Source organism: Pseudomonas sp. S31 (assembly GCF_016648105.1).
Lineage (GTDB): Bacteria > Pseudomonadota > Gammaproteobacteria > Pseudomonadales > Pseudomonadaceae > Aquipseudomonas.
Genome location: NZ_JACVVE010000029.1, coordinates 55,010 through 76,158, shown reverse-complemented (window position 1 = coordinate 76,158; position 21,149 = coordinate 55,010). Strand labels below are relative to the sequence as shown.

Here is a 21,149-nt window from a genome sequence, read left to right as displayed (position 1 = left end):
GTCAGTTTCCTTGTGCGGCAGGGGCGGGCGCTGCGGCCCGATCGAAAGGTTCCAGGGCATGGCGCAGGCTGCCCCGGGAGAGTTCGCCCAGGTGGCTGCCGACCAGCCGCCCGTTGGCGTCGTAGAACAAGGTGGTGGGCAGGGCCATCGATCCGACCCGCTGCGCCAGTTGCCCGGTGCCATCGAACAGCACATGGGTCAGGCTCAGGCCGGTGGTGGCAAGGAAGGTACTGACGTTTTCCGGGGTCTCACCCTGGTTGACGAAGACGAACCTCACATGCGGGTAGTCGGTCTGCGCCCGCTGCAATACCGGCATCTCGCGCCGGCATGGCGGGCACCAGGTCGCCCAGAGGTTGATGACCAGCGGCTGGCCCCGGTACACCTGCAGTGCCACCGGCTGCCCGGCGGCGTTGCGCAGGCTCAGGTCGGGCAGTTCGGTACCCTTGCCGTACAGATGGCTGCCCAGGCTGGCCAGCCCCCAGAACAGCGCACCACTGAACAACGCCCATCCCAGCGAACGGCGCAGCCCAGGTTGCCGCCAGCCTTGCCACAGGGCGCCGAGCACCAGGCCGAGCAGACCTGGCCAGAGCAGGAAGCCACCATCGCGGATGTCGATGACCTGCAACGGCTCGTCCCGGTACATCGGCCAATAGGCCACGACGAAACCCAGGCGGGCACAGGCCAGGCCGATCAGAAACAGATTGAACAGCGCCGACTCGGGGCTTGCGCCACCGCGCCGGGCGACCCACCAGCCGACCAGGCAGGCGATGGCCAAGGCGGCCAGCAGCACCAAGTGGTTGAGGGCCATGGTCAGGGGGCCCAGGGTTACCGTCAGCATCAGCCTTGGCTCCGGGTCTGGGTCCAGTGTTCGAGGAAGGTCTGCGCATCCACCTCGCCGGTGATGCGCCGTGCCCGGCGCTCCTCGCCTTGTGGGGCGATCCACAGGATGCTGGGTGGGCCTGGCACCTGGTAGCGCTGCAACAGTTCGCGGCTGGCGGGGGCGTCGGCGGTCACGTCCAGGCGCAACAGGCGCACTCCGGCGAGGCTGGCTTGCACGTCGGCGCGGGCGAACACGTTCTTTTCCATGGCCTTGCAGGCCACGCACCAGTCGGCGTAGTAGTCGAGCATCACCCACTGGCCCTGGGCTCTGGCTTGGTCCAGCTGGCGTTGCAGATCCTGGGGTTGGCTGACGGTGATGAAAGTGTCTTCACTGTGCCCGAGCGTCGCCGGGGTCGTGCCAGCGAACGGGCGCAGCGGCTGCCACAGGTCGTCGCCCCCGGCCGCCGCGCCGACCAGCAGCAGGCCACCCCAGAGTGCACCGAGCAGCGGCACTGCGCGCAGCGCGGGTAGGCGTTGCAGGGCCGGCCAGGCGGCCCAGCCAAGGGCGATCAGCCAGGCGCCGCTCAGGGCCAGCAGCAAAGGCGCACTGACCAGGCTGCGCACGGTATACAAGGCCATGGCCAGGAACACGAAGCCGAACACCCCCTTTACCCGGTTCATCCAGGCGCCTGGGCGCGGCAGGAAGCGGTTGCCCAGGGTCACCAGCAACAGCAGTGGCAGGCCCATGCCCAGGCCGAGGCTGAACAGCACCAGCGCGCCTTGTACGACATCGCCGCTCTGCGCGATGTACAGCAGCGCACCGGCCAGTGGCGCGGTCATGCACGGGCCTAATAACAGTCCGGACAGTGCCCCGAGCAGTGCCGCGCCATACAGGTTGCCACCTCGGGTGCCTTGCCCGGCCCGGTCCAGGCGGTCGCGCACGGCGGCCGGCAACTGCAGCTCGAAGGCACCGAACATCGGCAGGGCGAGGATCACGAAAAGTGCGGCCAGGCTGCCCAGCAACCAGGGCTGCTGCAACCACGCCTGCAGGCTGGCGCCCAGCAGCGCGGCGACCACCCCGAGTGCTGCGTAGACCAGCGCCATGCTCAGTACGTAGACCCCGGCCAGCAGCCAGCCCCGGCGCGCGCTGGCGCCGTTGCCGAGCACCAGTCCGGCGAGGATCGGCAGCATCGGCAACGAGCAAGGGGTGAACGCCAGGAGCAGGCCGAGGCCGAAGAAGGCCAGGAGGCTCCAGGCCAGGGTAGCGTGCTGCAGGTCGCTGGCCAGGGCCTGGTCGCTGGCCTGGTCGGCGACGGGCGCGGCGCTGCCGCCCAGGTCGATCACGGTCGTCTGCGGCGGATAGCACAGTCCGGCATCGGCGCAGCCCTGCCAGCCCAGGCGCAGCTCGCCCTTGGCGTTGGCGGGGATGAGCAGTTCGAGCTGGTCGCGGTACACCGCACTGTCACCGAAGAACTCGTCGTGGTGATTCTGCGCCGCAGGCAGCTGTGGGTGTTGCTCGGCGGGCAGCCCGTCGAATTTCAGGCGTTTCTGGTACAGGTAGTAGCCCTGCTTGATCTGGAAGTACAGGCGCATCTGGCCGTCGGCCTGGCGTTCGTGGCTGAGCACGAAGGCCTCGCCGACCGGCAGGAAGTCGGGTTTCACATCGAACGGGTTGGCCTGCGACGGCCCGGCCAGGATCAATGTCAGAAAGAGCAGGAGAACGCGCATGTCTTCGCCTTGGCAGTGCTGGAAGTCAGGCCATGCTGGCCGGGGCTGATTAACCCAAGGTTAACCCGGTCTTACAGTACCGGAGGTGAATGCTGCCCAGAGCATCCGACGCTGCCTATACCCCTGCCTTGGCAAAGGTCCATAATCCCCCCTTAATCCGCTCATAGTGCAATGCTTGTCACCTCACCCTGGGAGCTCCTTGACCATGCACGTTCTGCTCTGCGAGGACGACGACCTGATCGCCAGCGGCATCTGCGCCGGCCTCACCGCTCAGGGGTTGACCGTGGACCGGGTGGCCAGTGCCGCCAGTGCCCGGGCGATGCTGCAGGCGGCGCAGTTCGACGTCATGATCCTCGACCTCGGCCTGCCTGACGAAGACGGCCTGAAGCTGCTGCGCCGCCTGCGTCAGCAGGGCGAGACCCTGCCGGTGCTGGTGCTCACCGCACGCGATGCGGTCACCGATCGGGTCGATGGTCTGCAGGCCGGCGCCGACGACTATCTGCTCAAGCCGTTCGACCTGCGTGAGCTGGCCGCACGCCTGCACACCCTGTTGCGCCGGGTGGCCGGGCGTGCGGTCAATGTCATCGAGCACGGCCCTTTGCACTACGATCCGAGCAGCTGCGAGGCGACCCTGGCCGGCCAGCCGGTCGACCTGTCACGCCGTGAGCAGGCCCTGCTCCAGGCCCTGCTGCAGAACCCGGGCCGGGTGCTGTCCAGCGAGCAGCTCAAGGACTGCGTGTACGGCTTTGGCGACGAGGTCGAGAGCAACGCCCTCAACGTGCATATCCACCACCTGCGGCGCAAGCTCGGCAACGGCATCGTCGAGACCGTGCGCGGCCTGGGCTATCGCCTTGGTCCGGCCCAGGCACCGGATGCGGTGTCACCATGAGCCTGCGCGTACGCCTGAGCCTGATCCTCGGCAGTGCCTTCGTCGTCATCTGGGTGCTGGCGGCGGCCTGGATGCTTCGCGACCTGCGCCAGCAGATGATGTTCTCCCTCGACCAGCGATTGGTGGCCTCGGCACGCATGGTCGCCGGGCTCATCGACCAACTGCCGCAACCGCTTGCGGCCAAGGGCGAGGATGCGCATTTTTCCGCCGACCAGTTCAGCGTGCCGGATGGCATGGCCTGCCAGGTCAGTTCGCTGCGCGGCGAGATCCTCGCCAGCAATCACAAGCATGACGGCGCCATGGACGACCAGCGCAGCGGCTTCCGTGACCAGACCATCGAGGGGGCGTCGTGGCGCACCTTCACCTACAACCATGGCGATGTGCGCATCACCACCGCCGACCGCCACCAGGAGCGCGAGGCGCTGAATCAGTCGATCCTGCTGGCGGCCTCGGCGCCGGTGCTGATGGCCTTGCTGGGTAGCCTGGGCCTGGTTTGGATCGGCCTGGGCAAGGGCCTCGAACCGCTCAACCGCATGCGCGACGCCTTGCGCCGGCGGCGTGCCGACAGTGTCGAGCCGTTGCAGGTGGCCGGCCTGCCCAGCGAGCTGCAGCCATTGCTCGACACGCAGAACCAGCTGTTCCTGCGCATTGCCCAGACCATCGAGCGTGAGCGGCGTCTGACCGACGATGCCGCCCACGAGTTGCGCAGCCCGCTGACGGCGATAAAGACTCACCTGCAAGTCGCGCGGATGACCGATGGGGCGGTGCGCGAGCAGGCCCTGGAGCATGCCGAGCAAGGCGCCGACCGGATGCACAGGACGCTCGAGCAATTGCTGATGCTGGCCCGGGTGGAGGGTAGCCTGTCGTTCGAGGATGGCGTGCAGTGCAGTGCCGAGCAGGTGGCGCTGCAGGCAGTGGAAGACGCGGGCGGCGGCGACAACCGGCGTATCGTCTTGCACCTTCCCGAGGAAGCTGCGCGCATCTACCTGGGGATGCCGGCGCCGTTGGCGGTGGCAGCGCTGCGCAACCTGCTCGACAACGCCTTGCGCCATGGTGGCGACAGCGCAGTGGAGCTCGATGTGCAGATGGCCGATGGACAGGTCGGGTTCATGGTTCGCGACCACGGGCCAGGCATTGCCGAGGCCGACCTGCAGCACCTCACCGAGCGCTTCTGGCGCAACGGCCAGAGCGGCGGCTGCGGGTTGGGGCTGGCGATCGTCCAGGCCATCGTCCAGCGGTGTGCCGGCAGCCTGCGTTTCGACAGTCAGAATGACGGTTTGCGCGTGCTGTTGCAGGTGCCGGCGCGGCGGGTCAACTGAGATTCGCGAGATCCGTGTGGCGTGAACGCGAATCGAAATTTAGTCTGCCAGCAACTTGCGTTCCGCCTGTTTCGAGGCAACTATCAATGATGACCCCGCCGGGTGCCTCCGGCCGGTAGCCTGCACGGGCGCAGTACAGGTCAAGGAGTTTCGCTCACTACCTCACTGCCCCGGGCCCGATCATGACCAACAAGTCCTTGCGCATCCTCATCGCCGAAGAGCATCCAGAACAACGTTTGCAGCTTGAGAAGATGCTCAATCGGCTGGGCTACTATCGCATCGCACCCGTGGCCAGTTTCGAGGAGTTGCAGCGTTTGGTGCAGTGCGCCCTGCAACCGTTCAACCTGCTGCTCGGCAGCATCGAGCTGGGCACCCACGCCGGGGTCGACATGGCGCGCTTCTGTCGGGTCAATGCGCCGATCCAGCATGCCTTGCTCTACCACCCGCAACACCTGACCGTCCCCGCCGTGCCGCAGGGCCAGCGCCAGGCAGTGAGCGTGAGCTTGCCGCAGGTGCCGGACAGCGAGGCACTCGAGTCGTTCATGGCGATCATCGATGCACCGATGCTGATCGGCACATTGGAGCTGCCGCCAGCGGTTGCGGGCCGGGCGGGTTATCCACGGCCGGGAGCGCGCTTCGGCCAGACGGTATTCAGCCGCTAAGGAAGGCAGCGGGCAACAAAGGCCTGGCATTTGCTATCCTCTGGGCCTTTGCCGATCTTGCGGACCCTGCCATGACTGCCATCGATACCGCTCGCCAGCCCCGGTTCAGCCGCGGCGACCACCGGACCTTGGGTCTGGCGGCACTGGGCGGCGCCCTGGAAATCTACGATTTCATCATTTTCGTGTTCTTCGCCCTGACCCTCAGCCAGTTGTTCTTCCCGCCGGAGATGCCCGAGTGGCTGCGCCTGCTGCAGAGCTTCGGGATTTTCGTCACCGGTTACCTGGCGAGGCCTCTGGGCGGCATCCTCATGGCCCATTTCGCCGATCACCTCGGGCGCAAACGGGTGTTCAGCCTGAGCATCCTGATGATGGCGCTGCCGTGCCTACTGATCGGGGTGATGCCGACCTATGCCGACATCGGCTATGCCGCGCCGCTGATCCTGCTGGCGCTGCGCATCCTGCAAGGCGCAGCGGTCGGTGGCGAAGTGCCCAGTGCCTGGACCTTCGTCGCCGAGCATGCCCCAGCGGGGCGGCGCGGCTATGCCCTGGGCTTCCTGCAGGCCGGGCTGACCTTCGGCTACCTGCTGGGAGCACTGACCGCAACGCTGCTGGCGCAAGCGTTCACCCCCCAGGAAATCCTCGATTACGCCTGGCGCTATCCCTTCCTGCTCGGCGGGGTGTTCGGCGTGATCGGCGTATGGCTGCGCCGCTGGCTCAGCGAAACCCCAGTGTTCCTGGCGCTGCGCGAGCGCCAGGAACAGCCGGTGAAGTTTCCCCTGCGGCGGGTGCTGACCGAGCATCGCTCGGCGCTGATCCCGGCGGCGTTGCTGACCTGCGTGCTGACCTCGGCGGTGGTGGTGCTGGTGGTGATTACCCCGACGGTGATGCAGCAACGCTTCGGCATGAGCGCCGGCCACACCTTCGCCCTGAGTAGCGTTGGCATCGTGTTTCTCAACCTCGGGTGCGTGCTGGCTGGGATGCTGGTGGACCGCATCGGTGCCTGGCGTGCGTTGATGCTCTACAGCGTGTTGCTGCCGCTGGGCATCGGTGCGCTGTACGCCAGCCTGGTGGGGCAGTTGGGCGCGACCTGGCTGGCCTATGCCCTGGCCGGCCTGGCCTGCGGCGTGGTAGGGGTGGTGCCGTCGGTGATGGTCGGGTTGTTCCCGGCTGAGATCCGCGTATCGGGGATCTCCTTCACCTACAACGTCGCCTACGCGCTGTGGGCCAGCACCACGCCGCTGGCGCTGATCGCACTGATGCCGTGGAGCCCTTGGGTGTGTGTCGGCTTTTGTCTGATCATGGGCGCGGTCGGGCTGCTCACCGCCCTATATTTTGGGCGTCGTGAATCGCTGGAATTCAGCGCTGAGCCGCTGCCCATCATGTGCGGTGACAAATGAGTCAGTCGTGGTGGCGGAGCATTGAGGCAGACTTCCAGGCGGGGGTTATTGGAATAACCTATTAGCCAAATTTAACCTGGAAGGTTAATTTCTCATGGAAAAGAGAACGCCTCACACCCCGCTTGAACGGGTAAAAGCCTTGGTTGCAGCAAAGCGCATCAGCCCGACGGGCGCTGCATTGAGGGGTGCCAAGGCGCTGGGAGTGGATTTTCCGGGCATGCTTGAAGTGATCACCGGTTTGAAGCGCACTGATTTCTACAAGAGCATGACCAGCCATGTCGATCATCGGGTTTGGCAGGACGTGTATCGCCCGCTCACAGCAACTGGGTACGTTCACCTGAAACTGTCCGTGGTAGACGACGTGCTCATTGTGTCTTTCAAGGAGTCGTAATCATGAGATGTCCAATTTGCGGCGGTGCGGAGCTCACCCCTGACACTCAAGGCATGCCTTATCGCTACAAGGGAGAGACGACTGTAATCCCTGACGTAAGTGGCGATTATTGTTCCGCCTGTGGGGAGTGTGTGCTGAGCCATGATGAAGCCATGCGTGTCAGTGATCTGATGACGGCCTTCGAGCGTCAGGTCAACTCCAATGTCGTGGATCCTACTTTCATTGTCTCCATGCGCAGGAAGTTCGACCTTGACCAGCGTGAGGCGGGGGAAATTTTCGGTGGAGGGGTCAATGCCTTCTCTCGTTATGAAAACGGCAAGACCACACCGCCTGTGGCGCTGGTAAAACTGCTCAAGCTGCTGGATCGCCACCCTGAGCTGTTTGAGGAAGTGCGTACTGCTTGATATTGGCAGGCAACGAAAAGCCCCCGCTCTTGCGAGACGGGGGCTTTTTCGTACACCAGGCCTTACATATTCGGGTAGTTCGGCCCGCCCGCGCCTTCAGGGGTCACCCAGGTGATGTTCTGGGCCGGGTCCTTGATGTCGCAGGTCTTGCAGTGCACGCAGTTCTGCGCGTTGATCTGGAAGCGCTTGCTGCCGTCTTCCTGGCTGACCACTTCGTACACGCCCGCCGGGCAGTAGCGCTGGGCCGGCTCGTCGTACAGCGGCAGGTTGCTGGCGATCGGCACGTTCGGGTCGGTCAGCTTCAGGTGGCAGGGTTGTTCCTCTTCATGGTTGGTGCTGGAGAGGAACACCGAGCTGAGCTTGTCGAAGCTGAGCTTGCCGTCCGGTTTCGGGTAGTCGATTTTCTTCGAGTCGGCCGCAAGCTTCAGGCAGGCGTAGTCCGGCTTGGTGTCGTGCAGGGTGAACGGCAGCTTGCCACCGAACCAGTTCTGATCGACATAGTTGAAGGCACCACCCAGCAGTGGGCCGAACTTGTGCAGCGCGGGGCCGAAGTTGCGGCTGGCGAACAGCTCTTCATGCAGCCAGCTGGCCTTGAAGGCGCTGACGTAACCGTCGAGCAGGTCGCCGCCCTCGCGGCCGGCCGCCAGTGCATCGGCCACCGCCTCGGCGGCGAGCATGCCCGATTTCATCGCGGTGTGACTGCCCTTGATCTTGGAGAAGTTCAAGGTGCCGAGGTCGCAACCGATCAGTGCGCCACCGTTGAAGACCATCTTCGGCAGCGAGTTCAGGCCGCCCTTGCAGATGGCGCGGGCGCCGTAGCTGATGCGCTTGCCACCTTCGAGGTACTGGCTCATCACCGGGTGGTGCTTGAGTCGCTGGAATTCGTCGAACGGCGAAAGGTACGGGTTGGAATACGACAGGTCGACGATCAGCCCGACCACCACCTGGTTGTTCTCCAGGTGATAGAGGAACGAGCCGCCGGTGTTTTCCGCGCTCACCACATCCAGTGGCCAGCCGGCGGTATGCACCACCAGGCCTTGCTCGTGTTTGGCCGGGTCGATTTCCCAGATTTCCTTGAGACCGATGCCGTAGTGCTGTACATCCGACTCGTTGTCGAGGTCGAAACGCTTGATCAGCTGCTTGCCGATGTGGCCACGGCAGCCTTCGGCGAACAGGGTGTACTTGGCGCGCAGTTCCATGCCTGGGGTGTACAGGCCGTCCTTGGGGTTGCCTTCACGGTCGACGCCCAGGTCACCGGTGACGATACCGCGGACCACACCGTTTTCATCGAACAGCGCTTCCTGGGCGGCGAAGCCCGGGTAGATCTCGACGCCGAGGTTTTCGGCCTGCTGGGCCAGCCAGCGGCACAGGTTGCCCAGCGAGATGATGTAGTTGCCCTGGTTGTGCATGGTCTTGGGCACGAACAGGTCGGGGACCTTGGTCGAGCTGCCGGCATCCTTGAGCACGTAGATGTCGTCGCGCTTGACTTCGGTGTTGAGCGGGGCGCCCAGCTCTTTCCAGTCGGGGAACAGTTCGTTCAAGGCGCGCGGCTCGAACACCGCGCCGGACAGGATGTGAGCACCGACCTCGGAGCCTTTCTCCACCACGCAGACGCTGATCTCGCTACCGGCTTCGGCGGCCTTCTGCTTCAGGCGGCAGGCGGCGGACAGGCCCGCCGGGCCGGCGCCGACGATGACCACGTCGAATTCCATGTATTCGCGTTCCACTGGTTCTCTCCTACTCATCAAGGCTCGTGCTGTTGCTTTGGTCTTATTGGGCGTTGGACGGTCGTGCGCGGCTTGGCGTCAGTGCCCGAGTGGGGGCCTGGCTGTAGCTGCGAAAAAGACGGACTACACCGTTTTTGTCCTGGCGCGCATTATATCTACACCACGTGGCGGGTCCAATACAAACGTTTGTTTGAATTTGCCGCAGGCCAGTAAAATCACTGCTGAGCGGCTGGAGGGTGACCGATTTGCCGTATTGACCGGATGGGGTGTTGCGGTCAAGATACGAGCGGTTTAACGCTCGCCGTAGGCTGATCGTCGGGAGCAGGTGTACCCCTAAAGACCAGGCGTGGAGCAGGCTTTTTCGCCCAGAACGCATTTTGTAGTGGAGTCTACACGCCACGACAGAAAATGACTCGCGGGTTTTTGCCGCAGCAGTCGAATGAAGACTGTTCGGTCATCGTGAAGTTCGCTCCGCGCGGTTCGTTTTCAGAGGTGCCCTTGTACCCACGCGCATCGCCAGGGCATGGCCCCAGGCGACATTCTATTCACCGGAGAGTAACGAGGAATCCATGAAGGTTCTTGTAGCTGTCAAACGAGTGGTCGACTACAACGTCAAGGTTCGCGTCAAGGCGGATAACTCCGGCGTCGACCTTGCAAACGTCAAGATGTCCATGAACCCCTTCTGCGAAATCGCCGTGGAAGAAGCCGTACGCCTGAAAGAGAAGGGCGTAGCGACCGAGATCGTCGTCGTCTCCGTCGGTCCGACCACCGCCCAGGAGCAGCTGCGTACTGCCCTGGCCCTGGGTGCCGACCGTGCCATCCTGGTCGAAGCCGCCGACGAGCTGAACTCCCTGGCCGTGGCCAAGGCCCTGAAAGCCGTTGTCGACAAGGAGCAGCCGCAGCTGGTCATCCTCGGCAAGCAGGCCATCGACAGCGACAACAACCAGACTGGCCAGATGCTCGCCGCGCTGACCGGCTTTGCCCAGGGCACCTTCGCCTCCAAGGTGGAAGTCGCTGGCGACAAGCTGAACGTCACCCGTGAAATCGACGGCGGCCTGCAGACCGTTGCGCTGAACTTGCCGGCCATCGTCACCACCGACCTGCGCCTGAACGAGCCACGCTACGCGTCGCTGCCGAACATCATGAAGGCCAAGAAGAAGCCGCTGGAAACCCTCACGCCAGATGCACTGGGCGTTTCCCTGGCCTCCACCACCAAGACCCTCAAGGTCGAAGCGCCTGCTGCCCGCAGCGCCGGTATCAAGGTCAAGTCGGTGGCCGAACTGGTCGAGAAGCTGAAGAACGAAGCGAAGGTAATCTAAATGACTATCCTGGTTGTCGCTGAATACGAAGCCGGTGCCGTAGCCCCGGCCACCCTGAACACTGTCGCCGCTGCCGCCAAGATCGGTGGTGATATCCACGTCCTGGTCGCTGGCCAGAACGTCGGTGGCGTCGCCGAATCCGCTGCCAAGATCGCTGGCGTGGCCAAGGTGCTGGTCGCCGATAACGCTGCCTACGCCCATATGCTGCCGGAAAACGTCGCGCCGCTGATCAAGGAACTGGCAAGCGGTTACAGCCACGTGCTGGCCCCGGCCACCACCAACGGCAAGAACATCCTGCCACGCGTTGCCGCGCTGCTGGACGTCGACCAGATCTCCGAGATCATCTCGGTAGAATCGGCCGACACCTTCAAGCGCCCGATCTACGCCGGTAACGCCATCGCCACCGTGCAGTCGAGCGCTGCGGTCAAGGTCATCACCGTGCGTACCACCGGCTTCGACGCCGTGGCCGCCGAAGGTGGCTCGGCTGCCGTCGAAGCTGTCGGCGCTGCGCACGACGCCGGTATCTCGGCCTTCGTCGGCGAAGAACTGGCCAAGTCCGACCGCCCTGAGCTGACCGCTGCCAAGATCGTCGTGTCCGGCGGCCGTGGCATGGGCAATGGTGACAACTTCAGCCACCTGTACAGCCTGGCCGACAAGCTCGGCGCCGCCGTCGGTGCCTCGCGCGCCGCGGTCGACGCAGGCTTCGTGCCCAACGACATGCAGGTCGGCCAGACCGGCAAGATCGTCGCCCCGCAGCTGTACATCGCGGTCGGTATCTCCGGCGCGATCCAGCACCTGGCGGGCATGAAGGACTCCAAGGTGATCGTCGCGATCAACAAGGACGAAGAAGCGCCGATCTTCCAAGTGGCCGACTACGGGCTGGTCGCCGACCTGTTCGAAGCCGTGCCGGAGCTGGAAAAGCTGGTCTGATCCGTCTGCTTCACTTATAAAGAAGCCCGGCCCTCGTCATGAGGGCCGGGTTTTTTTGCGCTCGGTGAATTCACCACAAGGAGTACAGGATGGTGTTATCCAAAGCGGGCAGGGCGCTGGCATGCATGACAGCGCTGTTGTCGCCCCTGGCCCTGGCGGCCGGCAAGTGCGAGCGCCTGGTGGCCACCGGCAGCCCGGATGCGCCGCCTTACTCCTGGCAAGACCCGAGCGACTCCCGCCACCTGATCGGGGCCAACGTCGACCTGCTGCGCCAGGTCGCCAGCGAGCTCGGCATCAAGGTCGAGGTGCTGCACGCCGGCAAGCGCGACCAGGCCCTCGAGGAAGTGCGCAGTGGGCGTATCGACCTGCTGCTCGACACGCCCATGCAGGTCGAACAACTGACCGCCCTGGACTACATCCACCCGCCGTTGCAGCTCAACGAATACCTGGTATGGACCCGCCATGACGGGCAGGTAGTGTTCGATGGCCCGGCCGACCTGGCCCGCTACCAGGGCACTCTCTCGGAGCGGGCGCGCCTGACCCCGGCCTTCGAGGCGTTCGCCAAGGCCCAACTGCACCTGGTGTCGGCGCAGAACCTGACCCAGGCTTTCCAGAAACTGGTCCTGGGCCAGGTCGATTATGTTCTGGCTGGCCGCTACTCGGGCATGGCGATGACCCAGAGCCTGGGCATGAGCAATGACCTGATCGCCCGTGGCCTGCCGGTGGATCGTCCGGGCCTGTACCTGGCGGTTTCGCATAACTCGGCATGCAATGACAGCTGGCTGCGTGGGCAGTTGGCAAAAAAACTGACAGAATTGCCGATCTCCGGTACGTCCGAAGCCGTGTTGCAGCGCAATGTCGAGCGCTGGAAGGCGCAGATGCAGCTTTCGCCGGACGCCCCCAAACAGTAGGAAGTGTGTGTGAGAACCCAATCACTGATCCTTGCCGCGGCCATCTTCGGCCTGGCCGGCTGCGCCAATGACCCGGCGCCCAACGAACAGCTGCGCATTGCCGAGCAAGCGCTGGAGCAGGCCAAGGCGGTCGGCGCCACCGAGGAAAACCCGGCGTTCAAGCTGGCCAGCGACAAGCTCGAGCGCGCCAAGGGCAACATGCTTGGCGAAAGCTATCGCGACGCGCGTATGCGGGCCGAGCAGGCCGAGCTGGATGCCCGCCTGGCCGAGGCGCAGGTGCTCAATCAGAAGAGCGACGAGCAGCTCGAGCTCCTGCAGACGCGGGTCAAGCGCCTGCGCAAGCAACTGGAGGTGCAGCCATGATGGCCGTGAAACCGATGGCCGCATGGGTCGTGCTGGCGTTGTCGGCAGGCTTGCAGGGCTGTGCCAGCCAGCGCAGCGAGGCAGCCCTGGACGAAGCCACCGCCAGCTTCCAGAAGGTCAAGGATGATGCCGATGTGTTGCGCAGCGCACCGCGTGACGTGATTCGCGCTGGCGAGTCGTTGGCGCGGGCCGAGCGCCTGTCCAGCTACGTGGGCACCGGCGCCGATGTGCGCCACTATGCCTACCTGAGCCAGCGCTACAGCGAGATCGCCAGCGAGCATGCCAAGCTCGCCCTTGGCCAGGAGCGGCGCACCAAGCTCGACCTCGAGCGCCAACGCCTGCAATTGGCCCTGCGTGAGGCCAAGCTGGCCAGCGTCCAGCAGCAGGGCAAGTGGGTCGAGTCGCAGATCGCCGCATTGGCATCCGAGCAGGCCGATCGTGGCCTGGTGATGACCCTGGGTGATGTGCTGTTCGATACCGGCCGTGCCGAGCTGAAGAACTCGGCCAGTCGCACCGTGCTCAAGCTGGTCCAGTTCCTCCAGCTCAATCCGCGGCGGGTGGTGCGCATCGAGGGCTATACCGACAGTACCGGTACGCCGGAAGACAACCTCAAGCTGTCGCGTGACCGTGCCCAGGCAGTGGCCGACATGCTGGTCGACCTGGGGATCGATGAGAAACGCCTGCAAGTCGAAGGCTATGGCGACCAGTACCCGATCGAGGCCAATGCCTCGGAGCGGGGCAGGGCGCAGAATCGCCGGGTAGAGATCGTCTTCTCCGATGACAAGGGCAGGCTCGCGCCAGTGCGTTGAGGGGTGGAAGGTCGGGGCCGCGGGGCGGCCCCCTTCTTAGGCAGCAGGGCGGCCTCAAGCCGGGTTAATCGTTTGGGCAGAGGTCAAGCGACTGTGAAGATGTTTGATTTGCCATCTGTCCCAGTACACTTTGCAACTGTTACGGTATGCTCTACCGTCAGTGTGTCGCACAAGAACAACGAGCCCGCCCGCGCGTCGAGATACCGCCATGACCAACCTGCTGCTCTACCAGCGTATCGCCCAGCAACTGGCCGATGACATCCGTCGCGGTGTCTACCAGCCCGGCGAGCGAGTGCCTTCGGTGCGCAAGATGAGCGCCCAGCTCAACGTCAGTCACGCCACGGTGCTGCAGGCCTACGCCAACCTGGAGGACCAGGGGTTGATCCGTGCCCGGCCTCAGTCGGGCTACTACGTGCACCAGACCCCGGCCCTCACTGCGCAGACACCGGATATCGCCCGCGTCGAGCGGCCAGGCCTGGTGACCCGTGCGAGCATCATCCAGCAAGTGTTGACCGAGGCGCGGCGCGATGGCGTGTTTCCGTTCGGCGCCGCGGTGCCCCATGTCGACTACTTGCCGGTGCGTGCGCTGCACCAGCAGATCGCCAAGGTGACCCGCTTCCATAGCCCGCGCGCATTCAGCTACATGTTCAGCCCGGGCTTCGAGCCGCTGCGTCGGCAGATCGCGATCCGCATGCGCGATGCCGGGGTGTTGGTCGATCCGCGGGAGGTGGTGGTCACCCACGGTTGCGTCGATGCCTTGCAGATGTCGTTGCGCGTGCTGACCCGGCCTGGCGATCTGATCGCCGCCGAATCGCCAACCTATTATGGCTTGCTGCAGTTGGCCGATCTGCTGGGCTTGAAGGTGATCGAGATTCCCAGCGACCCGTCCACAGGCATCAGCCTGGAGGCCTTGCAGCTGGCGGCCAACCAGTGGTCGATCAAGGCGTTGGTGCTGACCGCGCGATTGAGCAATCCGCTCGGCGGCACCGTGCCCGAAGAGCGGCAGAAGCAGTTGCTGCGGCTTGCCTCGGACTACGATATCCAGATCGTCGAGGACGATATCTATGGCGAGCTGATGTTCGAGCAGGGCAAGACCAAGGCGCTCAAGGCCTTCGACCGGTTGGACCGGGTCATCTACTGTTCGAGCTTTTCCAAGACCTTGTCGCCCGGGGTGCGGGTGGGCTGGATGGTCGCCGGGCGCTATCAGGACGAGATACAGCGCCTGCAGACCTTTACCACCCATTCGGCATGCAGCGTGACTCAGATGGGCGTGGCGGCCTACCTGGAGAATGGGGGCTATGATCGCCATCTGCGCTATATTCGCCAGGAGTACCGCAAGAACCTCAGTGCCTACCAGCTGGCGGTGCAGCAGCATTTCCCCGAGGGCACGCAGATGACCCGGCCGACCGGTGGTTTCATCCTCTGGATAAGCCTACCGGGGCGGGTCAATACCCAGGACTTGCATGTGCGGGCGTTGGAGCAGGGCATCAGCATCGCGCCGGGGCTGATCTTCAGCAACACCGAGCAATTCAATCATTGCATCCGCCTCAATTGCGGTATCCCGTGGAACAAGGAGGCCGAGCGCGCGGTGATCACCCTTGGCCTGTTGGCCCAGCAATTGTGCAGGGAGTCGACAGGTTCGACGTTGTAGGCTTGCCAGCGGGCTGCGGAACGGAGAGCATACGCACTTTTCCAGCCTGCCTGTCGGTACCCATGAATCTGTTGCGTGCTCTTCTCTTTGCCATGTGCCTTGTGCCGCTTTGCCTCGTGGGCACGCTCGCGAGCACTGCAGCCGTGGCTGCGCAAGCGGCGAGCCAGGCGCCAGCCAAAGCCAAGCCAGCGCAGAAAACCGTGCAGAAAAAGGCCCAGCCCGTGCGCAAGCAAGCGGTGAAACCGGCTGCCGGCAAGCGCAAGGCTGCCGCCAAGCCGGTGGGCAAGGCGATCGCCAAGCCACTGCCAAAGCCCAAGCTGGACCTCAGCCTGCCGGTGGAAATGGTCAACGACCTGGAGCCCAGCGTCGGTGGCAAGACCGTACGACGCAAACCTTTGCTGCCGTCGATGTTTCCCAGCAAGCCGGTAGCGGACGACAGCCCGTTCCAGCTCAATGGCCGGCTCATCAGTAACGAAATGCAGCTTCAGTTGCGCAATGACAGCCGCCGGGATGTGGAAGGGGCGGCGATCGAGTTCGAGTACCGCCAGTAGCCGAGCAACTGACTGCCGGGTCACGGCATATTTCATCCGGTCGGCAATTTCAAACGTATGTTTGAGCGGTTACTATCCAGGGACGTTCGTCCCGTTCTGTTCCAGGGAGTCCTGATAGTCATGAATTGCCGCGAGGGCTGCGGTGCCTGCTGCATCGCCCCGTCCATCACCTCGGCCATGCCGCGCATGCCCCAGGGCAAGCCTGCTGGCATGCGCTGCCTGCATCTTACTGTGGCAAACCTCTGCGACCTGTTCGGCAAGCCCGAGCGCCCAGCGGTGTGCGGAGGTTTCAAGGCGGATGTCGAGGTGTGTGGCGACGACCGCGATGAGGCGATCAGGATTCTCGGTTGGCTGGAGCAAGTGACGGCGGCGTGACGGTTGGCTCTTCGACAACAAGGATAAAGATGATGAGATCGATCAAGCGTATTGCACTGCTATGTGGCATCGGCGTTCTGCTGGCGCCGGCGGCCTGGGCCGAGGACTGGCAGGTGGCCAAGGACGAGGAGGGCATCAAGGTGTCGCTCAGTGAGGTGGCGGGCTCCAAGTACAAGGCCTATCGCGGTGTGACGCTGATCAAGGCGCCGCTGGCCAAGGTGCTGGCGCTGCAGGAGGATGTGGCGGGTGCCTGTGCCTGGGTGCACGAATGCAAGTCGCAGAAGCTGCTCAAGCAGGAAGGCGATCAGGCCTGGACCTACACCCAGTTCAACACGCCGTGGCCAGTGACGCCGCGGGATTCCGTGCTGCAGGTGACCACGGTCAAGGATGCCGATGGCGGCGTGACGCGCAACCTCAAGGAAGTGCCGACCTATGTCCCGGAAGAGAAGGGCTTCGTGCGGGTGGCTCAGGTCGAGGGCTACTGGAAGCTGGTGCCCAAGGGGGACAGCACCGAGGTGACCTATCAGGTCCACACCGAGCCGGGCGGCAGCGTGCCGTCGTGGTTGGCCAACAAGTTCGTGGTGGATGCGCCATTCAATACCCTGAAGGGGTTGCGCGAGCGAGCCGAGAAGAACTGACCTTCAGCGGGGTTCGTGCCGGCTTCTTCGCGGGGCAGGCAGGCTCAAATAAAAAAGGCTGCCCGTGGGCAGCCTTTTTGCGTTCAGCTTGAAAGAACCTTACTTGCGGTCTTTCAGCTCGACGATGTCGCGTTGCAGCTCGCCGGTGTACAGCTGGCGCGGACGGCCGATCTTGTACGGGCTGGAGAGCATTTCCTTCCAGTGCGAGATCCAGCCGACGGTACGCGCCAGGGCGAAGATCACGGTGAACATGCTGGTTGGAATGCCGATCGCCTTGAGGATGATCCCCGAGTAGAAGTCGACGTTCGGGTACAGCGAGCGCTCGATGAAGTACGGATCGGTGAGGGCGATCTCTTCCAGGCGCATGGCCAGTTCCAGCTGCGGATCGTTCTTGATGCCCAGCTCGCCCAGGACTTCGTCGCAGGTCTTCTTCATCACGGTGGCGCGCGGGTCGCGGTTCTTGTAGACGCGGTGACCGAAGCCCATCAGCTTGAACGGGTCGTTCTTGTCCTTGGCCTTGGCGATGTACTTGTCGATGTTGGAGACATCGCCGATTTCATCGAGCATGGTCAGTACGGCTTCGTTCGCACCGCCGTGAGCCGGGCCCCACAGTGCGGCGATGCCGGCAGCGATACAGGCGAACGGGTTGGCGCCCGAGGAGCCAGCCAGGCGCACGGTGGAGGTGGACGCGTTCTGCTCGTGGTCGGCGTGGAGGATGAAGATCTTGTCCATCGCCTTGGCCAGCACCGGGCTGATCGGTTTGATCTCGCACGGGGTGTTGAACATCATGTGCAGGAAGTTTTCCGCGTACGACAGGTCGTTGCGCGGATACATCATCGGCTGGCCCATGGAGTACTTGTAGACCATCGCGGCCAGGGTCGGCATCTTGGCGACCAGGCGCACCGCGGAGATTTCGCGGTGTTGCGGGTTATTGATATCCAGGGAGTCGTGGTAGAACGCCGACAGGGCGCCGACTACACCGCACATCACCGCCATCGGGTGAGCGTCGCGGCGGAAACCGTTGAAGAAGGACTTCAGCTGCTCGTGAACCATGGTGTGGTTCTTGACGGTGCTGACGAACTGGGCCTTCTGCTCGGCATTCGGCAGTTCGCCGTTGAGCAGCAGGTAGCAGGTTTCGAGGTAGTCCGATTGCTCGGCGAGTTGTTCGATCGGGTAGCCGCGGTGCAGCAGCACGCCCTTGTCGCCGTCGATGTAGGTGATCTTCGACTCGCACGAGGCGGTCGCCATGAAACCAGGGTCGAAGGTGAAGTGACCAGTGGCCCCCAACCCGCGGACGTCGATTACATCAGGACCAACGGTGCCGGTTAAAATGGGCAGCTCGACGGGGGCAGCGCCCTCGATGACCAACTGCGCTTTTTTGTCAGCCATGTGGCCTCCTATTAATGCTTGAAATCATCAGACAGACCCCCCACGCAGGGCCCGCACCACTATAGAGGGATAAATTCGAATGTCAATTTGCCTAAAGGCTGGTTGAAACCGCCCCGCAGGCCTGATTTTTCACGAAATTCTCGCCCATTTACGCCTTTTGTTCATTAAAGGCAATGCGCTATTTGGGCTAGCCCATCACGTTGTCATAAGCAGCCTAACTGTCTATACTCGGCAGCCGACCGCCAGGGGCTTTGCAAGCCCGAACTGCTGGGGTCGCCGTTCCCTGGGTGGTGGGTACCTGACCAGTACACTTACCAACAACTTTGCCCTGATTCGCTAGGGGCTCTTCAGTGTGAAAAAAGCCGTGAAAAGCCAACGACCTGTAAACCTAGACCTAAGGACCATCAAGCTCCCGATCACCGCGTACACGTCCATTCTGCACCGTATCTCCGGCGTCATCCTGTTCCTGGGCCTTGCCATCATGCTCTACGCATTGGGCAAATCCCTGGGTTCCGAGGAAGGCTTCGGCGAGGTGAAGGCGTGTCTGACCAGCCCGCTGGCCAAACTGGTGACCTGGGCCCTGCTGTCCGCCCTGCTGTATCACCTGGTGGCAGGCGTACGCCACCTGATCATGGACATGGGCATCGGTGAGACGCTGGAAGGCGGCAAGCTGGGCTCGAAAATCGTGATTGTCATCTCCGTGGTGGTGATCGTTCTGGTGGGAGTTTGGGTATGGTAACCAATGTCACGAACCTGTCGCGTTCGGGCCTCTATGACTGGATGGCACAGCGCGTCTCTGCGGTCGTTCTCGCGGCTTACTTCCTCTTCCTGATCGGTTACGTGGTCTGCCACCCAGGCATCGACTACACCCAATGGCACGGTCTGTTCTCCAACAACGCGATGCGGATCTTCAGTCTGCTGGCCCTCGTTGCCCTGGGCGCTCACGCCTGGGTCGGCATGTGGACCATCGCCACCGACTACCTGACGCCGATGTCGTTCGGCAAGTCGGCGACTGCGATTCGTTTCCTGTTCCAGGCGGTATGCGGCGTTGCGATGTTCGCTTACTTCGTCTGGGGTGTGCAGATTCTCTGGGGTATCTGATCCATGGCTAGCATTCCAACTATTTCCTTCGACGCCATCATCATCGGTGGCGGCGGTGCCGGCATGCGCGCTGCGCTGCAGCTGGCCCAGGGCGGTCACAAGACGGCCGTGGTCACCAAGGTCTTCCCGACCCGTTCGCACACCGTATCCGCCCAGGGCGGCATCACCTGCGCCATCGCTTCGGCCGACCCGAACGACGACTGGCGCTGGCACATGTACGATACCGTCAAGGGTTCCGACTACATCGGTGACCAGGACGCTATCGAGTACATGTGTCAGGAAGGCCCTGCCGCGGTCTTCGAGCTGGACCACATGGGCCTGCCGTTCTCGCGTACCGAAACCGGCCGTATCTACCAGCGTCCATTCGGTGGCCAGTCCAAGGACTTCGGTAAAGGTGGCCAGGCCGCCCGTACCTGCGCCGCTTCCGACCGTACTGGTCACGCGCTGCTGCACACCCTGTACCAGGGCAACCTGAAGGCCGGTACCACCTTCCTCAACGAGTACTATGCCGTTGACCTGGTGAAGAACCAGGAAGGCGCCTTCGTCGGTGTGATCGCGATCTGCATCGAAACCGGCGAAACCATGTACATCAAGTCCAAGGCCACCGTTCTGGCCACTGGCGGTGCGGGCCGTATCTACGCTTCCACCACCAACGCCCTGATCAATACCGGTGACGGTATCGGCATGGCCCTGCGTGCAGGCGTACCGGTACAGGACATCGAGATGTGGCAGTTCCACCCGACCGGCATCGCCGGCGCCGGTGTACTGGTCACCGAAGGTTGCCGCGGTGAGGGTGGCTACCTGATCAACGCCCACGGCGAGCGCTTCATGGAGCGTTACGCGCCGAACGCGAAAGACCTGGCCGGCCGCGACGTGGTTGCCCGTTCCATGGTCAAGGAAATCATCGCCGGCAACGGCGTGGGCCCGAACAAGGACCACGTACTGCTGAAGCTGGACCACCTGGGCGAGGAAGTGCTGCACAGCCGCCTGCCAGGTATCTGCGAACTGTCCAAGACCTTCGCCCACGTCGACCCAGTGGTCGCGCCGGTGCCGGTCGTTCCAACCTGCCACTACATGATGGGCGGCGTTGCCACCAACATTCATGGCCAGGCCATCACCATGGACGAAGAAGGCAAGGATCACATCATCCCGGGCCTGTTCGCCGTAGGTGAAGTGGCGTGCGTATCGGTTCACGGCGCCAACCGCCTGGGCGGCAACTCGCTGCTCGACCTGGTGGTGTTCGGCCGTGCTGCCGGCCTGCACCTGGAGAAGGCGCTGAGCGACGGCATCGAGCACCTCGACGCCAGCGACACCGATATCGATGTTGCCCTGAACCGCCTGAACAAGCTCAACGAGCGCTCCACCGGCGAAGACGTTGCCACTCTCAAGCGCGAGCTGCAGAGCTGCATGCAGAACTACTTCGGTGTATTCCGCACTGGCGAATACATGCAGAAGGGTATCGAGCAGTTGGCTGGCCTGCGCGAGCGCATCGCCAACGTCAAGATCAACGACAAGTCCCAGGCCTTCAACACCGCGCGTATCGAAGCGCTGGAGCTGCAGAACCTGCTGGAAGTCGCCGAAGCTACCGCCATCGCGGCCGAAGCCCGTAAAGAGTCCCGCGGCGCGCACGCCCGTGAAGACTTCGAAGACCGTGACGACGAAAACTGGCTGTGCCACACCCTGTACTACCCGGGTGAGAAGCGCGTTGCCAAGCGCGGCGTCAACTTTGCGCCGAAGACCGTTCCGGCCTTCGAACCAAAAGTCCGGACTTACTAA

General features: G+C 63.5%; 22 protein-coding genes. 18 read left to right on the top strand and 4 right to left on the bottom strand.

Features of this window, described 5'->3' with window-relative positions; genetic code table 11:
- Nucleotide 1: 1 nt before the first annotated feature.
- Nucleotides 2-838, bottom strand: a complete 837-nt coding sequence (locus IAE37_RS20245) for a TlpA disulfide reductase family protein (protein WP_201176341.1) — start codon at nt 836-838, stop codon at nt 2-4.
- Nucleotides 838-2,547, bottom strand: coding sequence for a protein-disulfide reductase DsbD (dsbD, locus tag IAE37_RS20240; protein WP_201176339.1), 1,710 nt, complete (start codon nt 2,545-2,547; stop codon nt 838-840). Before dsbD ends, IAE37_RS20245 begins: the two co-directional genes overlap by 1 nt.
- A 205-nt stretch (nt 2,548-2,752) precedes the next feature.
- Between dsbD and IAE37_RS20235 the strand changes: the two genes are divergently transcribed.
- The 6 genes from IAE37_RS20235 (at nt 2,753) to IAE37_RS20210 (ending at nt 7,609) form a co-directional block, all read left to right on the top strand.
- Nucleotides 2,753-3,436, top strand: a complete 684-nt coding sequence (locus tag IAE37_RS20235) for a response regulator (RefSeq protein WP_201176337.1) — start codon at nt 2,753-2,755, stop codon at nt 3,434-3,436.
- A complete protein-coding gene (locus tag IAE37_RS20230) occupies nt 3,433-4,755 on the top strand; it encodes an ATP-binding protein (RefSeq protein WP_201176335.1) in 1,323 nt (440 codons plus the stop codon). The genes IAE37_RS20235 and IAE37_RS20230 overlap by 4 nt, the downstream gene beginning before the upstream one ends.
- Before the next feature lie 182 nt (nt 4,756-4,937).
- Nucleotides 4,938-5,417, top strand: a complete 480-nt coding sequence (locus IAE37_RS20225; protein ID WP_201176333.1) for a histidine kinase — start codon at nt 4,938-4,940, stop codon at nt 5,415-5,417.
- Nucleotides 5,418-5,488: 71 nt separating this feature from the next.
- Complete coding sequence (locus IAE37_RS20220; protein WP_201176331.1) at nt 5,489-6,814, top strand: MFS transporter; 1,326 nt, start codon at nt 5,489-5,491, stop codon at nt 6,812-6,814.
- Between the two features lie 94 nt (nt 6,815-6,908).
- Complete coding sequence (locus IAE37_RS20215; protein ID WP_201176330.1) at nt 6,909-7,205, top strand: type II toxin-antitoxin system MqsR family toxin; 297 nt, start codon at nt 6,909-6,911, stop codon at nt 7,203-7,205.
- 2 nt (nt 7,206-7,207) lie between these two features.
- Nucleotides 7,208-7,609, top strand: coding sequence for a type II TA system antitoxin MqsA family protein (locus IAE37_RS20210; RefSeq protein WP_201176329.1), 402 nt, complete (start codon nt 7,208-7,210; stop codon nt 7,607-7,609).
- A 62-nt stretch (nt 7,610-7,671) separates the two neighbouring features.
- Here IAE37_RS20210 and IAE37_RS20205 read toward each other — a convergent pair whose 3' ends face one another.
- The gene (locus tag IAE37_RS20205) at nt 7,672-9,354 is read right to left on the bottom strand and encodes an electron transfer flavoprotein-ubiquinone oxidoreductase (RefSeq protein WP_201176328.1); all 1,683 of its coding nucleotides are present in this window, start codon (nt 9,352-9,354) and stop codon (nt 7,672-7,674) included.
- Nucleotides 9,355-9,905: 551 nt separating this feature from the next.
- On the opposite strand from IAE37_RS20205, the gene IAE37_RS20200 reads away from it, so the two are divergent.
- The 9 genes from IAE37_RS20200 (at nt 9,906) to IAE37_RS20160 (ending at nt 16,883) form a co-directional block, all read left to right on the top strand.
- The gene (locus IAE37_RS20200) at nt 9,906-10,655 is read left to right on the top strand and encodes an electron transfer flavoprotein subunit beta/FixA family protein (RefSeq protein ID WP_201176327.1); all 750 of its coding nucleotides are present in this window, start codon (nt 9,906-9,908) and stop codon (nt 10,653-10,655) included.
- Nucleotides 10,656-11,585 carry an electron transfer flavoprotein subunit alpha/FixB family protein gene (locus tag IAE37_RS20195; protein ID WP_201176326.1) on the top strand — a complete coding sequence of 310 codons (930 nt, stop codon included), beginning with the start codon at nt 10,656-10,658 and terminating at the stop codon, nt 11,583-11,585. It begins immediately after the preceding gene.
- 89 nt (nt 11,586-11,674) lie between these two features.
- The gene (locus IAE37_RS20190; RefSeq protein ID WP_201176325.1) at nt 11,675-12,496 is read left to right on the top strand and encodes a substrate-binding periplasmic protein; all 822 of its coding nucleotides are present in this window, start codon (nt 11,675-11,677) and stop codon (nt 12,494-12,496) included.
- Between the two features lie 9 nt (nt 12,497-12,505).
- Nucleotides 12,506-12,859: a DUF4398 domain-containing protein gene (locus IAE37_RS20185; RefSeq protein WP_201176324.1), complete on the top strand. Its 354-nt coding sequence runs from the start codon at nt 12,506-12,508 to the stop codon at nt 12,857-12,859.
- Complete coding sequence (locus tag IAE37_RS20180) at nt 12,856-13,668, top strand: OmpA family protein (protein WP_201176322.1); 813 nt, start codon at nt 12,856-12,858, stop codon at nt 13,666-13,668. The genes IAE37_RS20185 and IAE37_RS20180 overlap by 4 nt, the downstream gene beginning before the upstream one ends.
- Before the next feature lie 208 nt (nt 13,669-13,876).
- Entirely contained in the window at nt 13,877-15,319 is a 1,443-nt protein-coding gene (locus tag IAE37_RS20175; RefSeq protein ID WP_201176321.1) for an aminotransferase-like domain-containing protein, read from the top strand.
- A gap of 62 nt (nt 15,320-15,381) precedes the next feature.
- The gene (locus IAE37_RS20170; RefSeq protein ID WP_201176319.1) at nt 15,382-15,870 is read left to right on the top strand and encodes a hypothetical protein; all 489 of its coding nucleotides are present in this window, start codon (nt 15,382-15,384) and stop codon (nt 15,868-15,870) included.
- 120 nt (nt 15,871-15,990) lie between these two features.
- Complete coding sequence (locus tag IAE37_RS20165) at nt 15,991-16,245, top strand: YkgJ family cysteine cluster protein (protein WP_201176318.1); 255 nt, start codon at nt 15,991-15,993, stop codon at nt 16,243-16,245.
- A gap of 32 nt (nt 16,246-16,277) precedes the next feature.
- A complete protein-coding gene (locus IAE37_RS20160) occupies nt 16,278-16,883 on the top strand; it encodes an START domain-containing protein (protein WP_201176317.1) in 606 nt (201 codons plus the stop codon).
- A gap of 99 nt (nt 16,884-16,982) precedes the next feature.
- On the opposite strand, the gene gltA is transcribed toward IAE37_RS20160, so the two are convergent.
- On the bottom strand, nt 16,983-18,272 hold the full coding sequence (gene gltA / locus IAE37_RS20155; RefSeq protein WP_012315351.1) for a citrate synthase: 1,290 nt from the start codon (nt 18,270-18,272) through the stop codon (nt 16,983-16,985).
- A gap of 352 nt (nt 18,273-18,624) precedes the next feature.
- Here gltA and sdhC point away from each other — a divergent pair, with 352 nt between their 5' ends.
- The 3 genes from sdhC to sdhA are packed head-to-tail and all read left to right on the top strand — an operon-like array spanning nt 18,625 to nt 21,149.
- The gene (gene sdhC, locus IAE37_RS20150; RefSeq protein WP_077068487.1) at nt 18,625-19,011 is read left to right on the top strand and encodes a succinate dehydrogenase, cytochrome b556 subunit; all 387 of its coding nucleotides are present in this window, start codon (nt 18,625-18,627) and stop codon (nt 19,009-19,011) included.
- Complete coding sequence (gene sdhD / locus IAE37_RS20145) at nt 19,005-19,373, top strand: succinate dehydrogenase, hydrophobic membrane anchor protein (protein WP_201176316.1); 369 nt, start codon at nt 19,005-19,007, stop codon at nt 19,371-19,373. Before sdhC ends, sdhD begins: the two co-directional genes overlap by 7 nt.
- Before the next feature lie 3 nt (nt 19,374-19,376).
- Nucleotides 19,377-21,149 (top strand): succinate dehydrogenase flavoprotein subunit, encoded by a 1,773-nt coding sequence (gene sdhA / locus IAE37_RS20140; RefSeq protein WP_201176315.1) that lies wholly within the window; start codon nt 19,377-19,379, stop codon nt 21,147-21,149.